Below are 8,612 nucleotides of genomic sequence, written 5' to 3' on the forward strand. Positions count from 1 at the left end.
AATGGGATTCATGGACATATTTAACGAACTCAAGGCCAATAAAAGTCACTTTAGTGTTGCTATACAGGGCATGCCTGACGGAATGGTCTATGTAACTGACTTTGAGTCTAGGGACGATCGTTTATGTGAAGACTATGAATTTAAAATCCAAGTATTGAGCCCTGAACATTTAACATCTCAGATGTTAATAGGCAAAGATATTTCGTTGTCACTTGTGTGGTCAATGTTAGATCGCACTATTTCAGGGTTAATTAGCGGTTTTACAGCGCATGGTCAAAGTCATCAGGGGTATCACTATACTTTGATCATGAGCTCTCATTTAACATTACTTAAGCATCAGCATTCTAACCGTGTATTTACTGCTATGGATGCAGGTAAAATTATTTCGAGTGTGTTTGAAAAAGTAGGTTTTCCCGCGCAAAAGTTAAATGTACAAGCAAGCTCAACCATGCTCGATATGACCGTGCAATACAACGAAACTGATTACGAATTTGTAACACGCTTAATGCGTAAGCACGGTTTTGTGTACAGCTTTGTAGAGCAAACTAGTGGTGAATGTACATTGTATATTTGCAATGATTCAAATGGTATAGCGCAAGAGTTTGATGAAATAAACCTAAGCTATGTACCGCCATCTGGGCAAGTAAGAACGAGTGAGTCAATTTTTGCTATAAGCAGGCAGGCCCAATTATTTCCGCAAAGTACACACTTGGATGATTACAACTACCAAGCTCCGGGTAATTTGCAAGTTTCAAAAAATAACAGTGCGTCAGTTATTGGTTTTGGTGAAGATAGTCATTACGGTGATAATTACGGGCAATCAAACGAAGGGCAAGACTTAGCAACTATCAGGCAGCAAGCGTTTGATTGTCAACGTGAGCAAATAATAATAGACACAGACTGCAGGGCACTTCGCCCTGGTATGCGTTTAAATATTTATGACCACCCAGAGCATGATGGTCAGTATTTAGTGACGCGTGTAGAGCACAAAGGTAGCCAAAGTGCCTCGGTTGAATACGGCTCTAATGTAAAGGGCTTAACGTATAAAAACCAAGCTTATTTAATTAGTGTTAACCAGCCTTATAAAGCCCCCTTAATGCCAGCGAGACGTGTATTTGCTACGTTTAATGCATTAATTGAGCAAGAAATTGATGACAAAGGTAACTACGTAGTAAAACTACCATTTAATCAAGATGGGGAGGGCCAAGAAAGCCGTCCTACACGTTTAATGCAACCTTACGGCGGCAGTGGGCACGGTATGCATTTTCCACTAACACAAGGTACAGAGGTACTCGTGTGTGGTGAAAATGGTGATTTAGACAGGCCTATCATTTTAGGTGCCCTTTATAATGAAAATGCGCCAAACCCTGTTACAAGCGAAAACCCAACTGAAAATAAATTAGTAACTAAAGCTGGGCACAGCTTTGTAATGGATGACAAAAAAGGCGAAGAAAAAATAAGCCTTGCCAATAAAAATAATAAAAACCAATTAATACTCGATGCAACAAATGGTGCGCACCAGGCAATGTTAAAGTCTGTTGATGGTGATGTTAAAATTTCAGCGAAAGAAAACCTACAGTTTATTGCCGAGAACGACGCAAATTTTACAGTCGCTAATAATTTTACAACCCGAGTAGAAAACAATCTGCAAATTCAAACCCGCGAGGGAGATATTACAGTTACCTCGGCTGCGGATTTAACTCTAAACTCAGCCTCAAATAGTCGTATTCAAGCGACTGACGGTAACTTAGAGCTCACAGCAACTGATGAGCTTAAAATGCAAGCACGACAAGATATTAGCGTTTACTCGGTAGACGGCAACCTTGAGCTACAAGCACCTCAAGGTGATTTAGAACTAAATAGCGGTAAAAATATTACTATAAAAGCAAATGGGCAAGGCTCAATTCAGTTAAGCCAAGGTGGTGCAAGTATAGAAATTGATGCTGCGGGTAACCTTACAATTGATGCCACTAATATAACGTTAAGTGCCACTAATATAGCAATTAAAGGCAGTGCAATTAGTAACAACTAAGTTAAAGGAGTAATTTAATGAACGCTAAAGTTAAAAGTATATTTAATCACGATCAGCAACTTGCACCTGTAAGTAAAGTTGATGAATTTGGCCGAGTTAAAGGCGTTACAATAAATAACGACGAACAGAGTGTTGTAGCACAAGCGGCGCACATAACACCATGCCAAGTGGGCGACACAGTACTACTTACCCACACTGCACAAGGCTTTATAGTAACAGGGCTACTTGCAAGTGAAGATCAAGCGCCCGCTGCACTCATTAAAAATAGTCAAGGCCACATAACTATTGAAGCGCAGCAAAGTATTAGCCTCCAAACCGCTAAAGGGACTATAGAAGTATTTGCCGACGGGACGATAGTGCTCGAAGGGCGAGATATAACAGCCAATAGCGAGCAAGATCTTACCTTGGCTGGCTGGCCAATTAGGCTTAATTAATACTATGTTTGTTCAAGTCGCTAAGGTTAAGCAGCATCAGCAGCGCTTAACTACTTTATTAAAACACAAACAAAAGCTGCAAACGCAAGGTGTTTATCCTCTTGCGCGACTCAATGTAATTGAAAGCCAATTACTAAATCATTTATACACACTCAGCGATTTAAAAAGTGATGCACCCACAGATTACTTTGCAGGTAAAAATTTAACACAAGTAAGCCATTTAGCGCTTGATGAATTTATTACCTTTGCGACAGAAAACTCTGAGCACCACAGTATCTACACGCTATTGCTACAAAGTCTTAATTTAAAAAGTGAACTTAACAGCGCCGAAACTTTTTTAGCTTTAAAGTCGGACAAACATTTAAGTTATTACAGTGTACTACAGCACTTACTTGATTATTGGCAGTTAGATGATAATAAAGCACTGCGCAACAGTGTACTCAACGAAAAAGAAGAGCTTGATAGTAACGCAATTACTTTACTTTTTTCACAGCACTTAAGCGAAACAGAGCTTACCAATGCAATGTTACATGCTAACTTTGATATTGCTTACGCAGCACTTGTAAATGCCTACTGTAATAACGCAGACAACGTATCAGACATGCTGTTTAAAGTATTTGCTAAAACAAATGATGACAATAAAAAAGCAAAATTGCTTGCTTTAGCTGGGCTTACTAATGATCCGCGCTGGGATGAACCTTGCCTTCTATTTTGTAAAGCTAACCCTGGGCTTTGCCAGCATGTACTAAGCCACTTTGTATACAAACGCACATTGCCTTTATTTATTAATTTAATGGCGCATGGGGTAACGCAAAAACCAGCATATGCAGCATGGTTAACAATAACTGATAGGCCGCTTGCCCAAGCTGACAAAGTGACTGTAGTGGAATCAAATAACGAAAAAAACGTACATAGCGGCATAAACCTTGACGATGCAGAGCATGCAAGACAAGCGTTTGCATTAATGCCCGGGGATCAATTATTAAACGGCATTAGCTTTTTGCACAGTAATGCAAAACAAAAACTAAAAATGCTTGCTGGAGAAGTTGTGCAACGTGTAATAGCACCGCATTATTCACTGCAAAAGGCCTGTGGTTTGTACCATGTATTACTGAGCGCCAAACAATGGCAAAGTGTTATAGCGGAGAGCCCAAGTGCTGAATAATTTTTCTCCTTGGCAGGCTAGTTTTTTTGATGGTTGGTTGAGTGATCGTACGCTGGCTAAAGTGGTTGTCGTAAAGCAAAGCTTTGAGTTTGACGAAAAGGGCAATGTAACACCGAACGAGCCAGGGCCTGATATTGTTGTAGCGGATGACTACGATGGCGACCCCGCACATTCTCCACTGAGTGAAGTAAACGAACAAGTTGCTTTTAAGCATGGATTTGAAGTGTATGGCGACTTTACAGCCTACCCACCTAAAGCCAAACAAGCGCGAGTGATTGAAGTCGAGCTTGGCCTTCATGATAAAACGCAGCCACTGTTTAAAAAGCGTTTACGTGTAACTGGCGCACGCTTTTGGAAGCGCTCTTTACTTGGGCCTGTTGCAACTGATCCGAATATTATTGAGCCTACATCCATTAATTACAGCAATGCCTTTGGTGGAAAAGATCTTAACGATGAGTCTAATTATCTGCTTGAAAATCCGATAGGGAGAGGGTTTAAGCTTAAAAACAAACAAGCAAAAGGGCAGCAATTACCTTGCATTGAATACGCAAACCAACTACTTCGTAAACCGAGCCATACTACCCTAGTTGCAAGCTTTTCAGCTATACCATCACATTGGTCACCGCGTATAGAGCTCATGCCCGACATTGATCAAAAAGCACTTATGGCTGGCAATTACCCGTTTAAAACAGTGCTTGATGAACATTTTAATAATATGGCACCGCTAGATCAGCGAGTAAAAAAAGAGTTTTCACAAGGGTGGGCGTTTTCACTTTCAGGGTTATACCCGTTACAAGAATATGGGCAGCACCAACGAGTTGAGATTCCATTTGAAGAGCCAATAGTACAGCTGGTTAACACATTAAACAGGCATACAATTAATATGCGCTGCGACACCTTAATTATTGATTCTGACGCGCAAAGCTTTTCTTTATTATGGCGTGGCAGCATTGATGCTATACACGTAGGCGCAAATAGTCAGTTAGTCGTGGCAAAAAGGGAAGCCAACAATGAAGTTTGATGTACTTTGCCATATAAATGCCACAGGGTGTAAACCAAGTAGCTTATATACCGCTGTTGCGAATCAAATGTTATTTTCTAAACCAAGCAAAGCACTTATTCGTTGCGATATAAGCTTAGATGCCCCCTACATAATGGTAGAAATAGAAGAGCTTGCTCAACTCGATAGGCAAACTAAATGCTTACTAATACTAAGCCAGCTTATCGAAAATATTGATATTGCAACCCTCAGAAAAACATCCCGCATAAGTCAAATAGTGTTTGTATTACCACAGGATGAATTAAACAACCCAGTAATAAGTGACGATACCCTCAATGAGCTTTTAGCTGAGGTGATCTCTCAGCAAATACCTGATTTTATACAAACAACAACTATCGATTTTAAAAATATAGCCCCAGATACGTTAATAATTGCAGTAGATTCGTGTGTTAGTTACCAGTATGTGAGCGAGCAAGCAAAAAATAACGATGTGCAAGTGCTAAATGGCCCTCCGGGTATAATTAATGGAGAAGGTGGATGTGCATTACTTATACATGGTCAAGGTGGGCTAGAAGCACAGCTTTTTAATGGCGAGTTAAAAGAACAGCTTAACCAAGCACAAGCGTGTGTTAATGATACTTACCTCTTTGCAGGTAAGCAGTCGTTAGCATGGCAAAAAAAATGGTTTGCTAATACACAAGCATTGTATAGCCCAGAAGACGAATTAATAGAGCTTGCCGACTTAAATAATACTATTGGCTATCAAGGCGTTGCAAACGACCTAACTGGTTTAGTGCTTACAAACAGTTATTTAAATAACCCTTTAAATAAAGGGTTAAATCATGTGTTTTTATTATTTAATTCACCCAATGAGCAATTAATAAAAATTTCAAGGAGTGAAAATTCATGACATACATTAATGCAGCCGCAGGTAAACAAACAGGCAGTGTGCAATACGATATAGACGCGCTAACCGCCGATGTTCGCTCTGGCGGGTCGTTAACATGGCGACACAATAACCCAACGCTATTAGCCCTCAATAATAGTGCACGAAGTAACGGCGCGTTAGGTAAAGCCAGTAATGTTGCTATATTTGAAGACAGAGATGCCGGTGAAGCTGCTTTTTTAGATGAAATAGCACGCCCAAAATACCGCGATAAAACACTAGGCGAAATGGTTAATACCTTCATACCCGACTATATAATTCCGCCACCACAATGGGACGATGAAAAAAACGAGCCCATCTTGCCGTGGAACGAACCACAAACAGATATGGATGTTAATAAACCTATTACCAATGCCCAAGCATTTTTAGACTTAGTGTCGAGTCACTTAGGGTGGCAAGCCGGCACTCAAGAGCAGCTAACCAAAGATGCGCAATCGCAAGCAGCGCAAGTAACCACAGTGTCAGGGCAAAATGTACTCATAAATGGCCGCACAGCGGTACACAAAAAAAGCGGCGGTAAATTAAGTACCATAGACGTATGTTTAACCACAGTAGGGCCAAGTGTAATCCCTATTCCATACGCAAATATGGCTGCGGCCAGCGATGTAGCAAGTGTTGCTGGGTCTGTAAAAATTAACGGAAATGGCGCGGCTAATATCAAAAGTAACTTTTCAAAGAGTAAAGGCGACAAGCCAGGTAACAAAAAAGGCATAATAAGCGGCACTAACGATGGAAAAGCAGAATTTATTATAGGCTCATTTAACGTACTCATTGAAGGCAAACCGGCAGTGCGCCAAGGCGACTTAATGATTTCAAACTCAAAAAACACCCCACCTATGCCGCTCGCGCAATCAGGTGGCGCATCACCAAGAGGGTTAAGTGTGGAAGTGAGGGATAGTTTGAAAAGTGTTGAAACAACACATCAAGCGAGTGTTCTGGTAACTGGGGTTGATAGTAATGATTCAACATTAGGTTTAATAAAGGTTTCGCAGGGAGCTGCAGAGCAAAAAATTCCTTTAGCTGATAAGCAACACATAAGTGGTAATAAAGCGTCTCTTAATTTTACGGTAGGTGGTTAAAATGGGGTTGATTAAATTAGATTCTGAAGTTAAAGGTGAATGTGGAAACATTAATATACCTTTTGGTTATACAGAAGTATTTTCTCTAGATAATCAGCCTAGTGAAGAAAATAAATCTTTGTATATATCGGTAAAACCAAAAGTTTTTACCGAAGCGTCGCTTGATAAAAGCAAAGCTAAATCTGCACAATTTCAAGTGTTAGGAGAAGACGAGCGACCTGTAAGTAATTTAAATGGTTTTTACTATATTTTTGTAAATGGCTATTTATGGCGAGAAATCGCAGCTGTTGATAACGGCTGTTTATCTGAGGTTGATTTGGCAAATGAATTTGGCAAAAACGAGCGTTCATACTCCGGTTTAGTCACCCAAACTATCTTACTGCCTAAGAAAATAAACGGCTTAAATTGCGAGCCTGGCTCACTCTCCGAACCCACAGTACAGGTTGCTTTTTCCATTGCACAATGGTCGTGGCAGTATATTGTAAGCCTCGGCGGTTTTTACAAAGATGATCCACGACAAAAAAGTGCTAACGCTAAAGCACCTACGCATGTTGAAGACCAAGGATTAGCAGATTCATTGCGGAGTGCTCGCTGTCAACAGATTGATTTAGCCGCAGCAGAGAATGAAGGCCAAATTACAATCCATGACCCAGGTGGGATTGCGCTTTCTCTGTTGAATAAGTGCCAAATGATTTTTTTACAGTTACAGCTTGAAAATAAAAAGCTTACAGAAAAGAAACACTATGATTCAGGTGTTCTTGCATATCAAGCAATGTTAAATGATAACTTGCATGAAAAAGTGATGCGCGATCATTATATATTTCCACATCGAACTTCGATGACCCCTATAAAAACTAAAAAAGAGGGGTATGCAGACTTAAGTTCTGGTGCAAAGTTTTTACGTAGTGGAGCAAAACACTTAGATAAAGATTATTTAGAAAGCTACCTTTCAAGTGACAAATTAGAACAACTACTTAAAGAGTTACCTATTGCACAAAAAGAGTTTGTTGATTTTTTACAAGACTTAAATAACGATTCGGCTTTAACGTCTAAGCAAAGTGATTATATTGGTTTAGCCCCAGTAATGAATGATTGGGTAGCTCTTGAAAATGTAGACTACTTATTTGGTTTTAATTTTATTACTAATGCATTAAATATGCTGAGTATCGACGATGTTTCAACTGGCGTATTTAGGCCTTGGAAAGAAAAGTTACCTGCTGAAAACGAGCGTAAAAATAATATAAATAAAGCCACAAGCGCAATTGAAAGCTTTTTAAAAAACACGTTTGAGAAATGCAACTGGCTATCTGAGTGTTTTATGATCCCTGAAGGACATTTTGATATAAGTATCCCCGGTAGTGTTGTTTTAAAAACCTTACCAAAAGAAAAGAATAACGGTGAAGCTAAATTTAGATTTGAAGAGTTTAAGCGCATTCATGAAAAGTTGATCGAAGAAAAGCAAGAGCAAGAACCGCTGCTTGCAAATAAAGGTTTAAAAGAGTTTTTTGGTAAAGCTAAAGATGCGGTGGGCTACTTAACTGCCGCCTGGGGGCGTGTTGCAAGTCAATATCAAAATGGCGTTTTAAAACCGCACACTTTAAAAATCAGAAACTTGATGGTTTCATATAATAAAGCACTTGGAATTAGCGACTTTGCAGATATACATATTAAACAAGCTGGGGCCGTACTAGGCGATAACCCATCAGTAATTGGCATTACCAATTATAAACGCACGCAAAATAATAGGCAGCAAAGGCGTGCAATGCTGCGTGAAAGCGTGAAAAATCCGCCGCCAAATGCTGTAACGATTTATGATAGTAAAGAAAATGTAATTGCCTCTGAAGATCCTAAATCATTCGGAAGTAATAAAGGCTATTTTAATCCACAAAATTGGACTGATTACAATGACTTAATCGGTAGATATGATTCGGTCGAGGGTGAATTAGTAGTAGTACC

At 39.7% G+C, this 8,612-nt stretch carries 6 protein-coding genes and 1 pseudogene; all 7 read left to right on the forward strand.

Annotated features, from left to right (window positions below; translation table 11 throughout):
• Positions 1-10 precede the first annotated feature (10 nt).
• Positions 11-2,032, forward strand: coding sequence for a type VI secretion system Vgr family protein (locus H5090_RS18625; RefSeq protein WP_182696444.1), 2,022 nt, complete (start codon positions 11-13; stop codon positions 2,030-2,032).
• A gap of 17 nt (positions 2,033-2,049) precedes the next feature.
• On the forward strand, positions 2,050-2,466 hold the full coding sequence (locus tag H5090_RS18630) for a hypothetical protein (RefSeq protein ID WP_182692323.1): 417 nt from the start codon (positions 2,050-2,052) through the stop codon (positions 2,464-2,466).
• Positions 2,467-2,470: 4 nt separating this feature from the next.
• Positions 2,471-3,631, forward strand: a complete 1,161-nt coding sequence (locus H5090_RS18635; protein ID WP_182696441.1) for a hypothetical protein — start codon at positions 2,471-2,473, stop codon at positions 3,629-3,631.
• A complete protein-coding gene (locus H5090_RS18640) occupies positions 3,621-4,652 on the forward strand; it encodes a DUF2169 domain-containing protein (protein WP_182696442.1) in 1,032 nt (343 codons plus the stop codon). The genes H5090_RS18635 and H5090_RS18640 overlap by 11 nt, the downstream gene beginning before the upstream one ends.
• The gene (locus tag H5090_RS18645) at positions 4,642-5,541 is read left to right on the forward strand and encodes a hypothetical protein (protein ID WP_182696443.1); all 900 of its coding nucleotides are present in this window, start codon (positions 4,642-4,644) and stop codon (positions 5,539-5,541) included. The genes H5090_RS18640 and H5090_RS18645 overlap by 11 nt, the downstream gene beginning before the upstream one ends.
• Complete coding sequence (locus tag H5090_RS18650; RefSeq protein ID WP_259395137.1) at positions 5,538-6,656, forward strand: DUF4150 domain-containing protein; 1,119 nt, start codon at positions 5,538-5,540, stop codon at positions 6,654-6,656. The genes H5090_RS18645 and H5090_RS18650 overlap by 4 nt, the downstream gene beginning before the upstream one ends.
• A 1-nt stretch (position 6,657) precedes the next feature.
• A pseudogene (locus tag H5090_RS18655) lies at positions 6,658-8,612 on the forward strand (hypothetical protein); the annotation flags it as partial.

Origin of the sequence: Pseudoalteromonas sp. SR43-5 (genome assembly GCF_014163835.1) — a bacterium.
GTDB classification, from domain to species: domain Bacteria; phylum Pseudomonadota; class Gammaproteobacteria; order Enterobacterales; family Alteromonadaceae; genus Pseudoalteromonas; species Pseudoalteromonas distincta.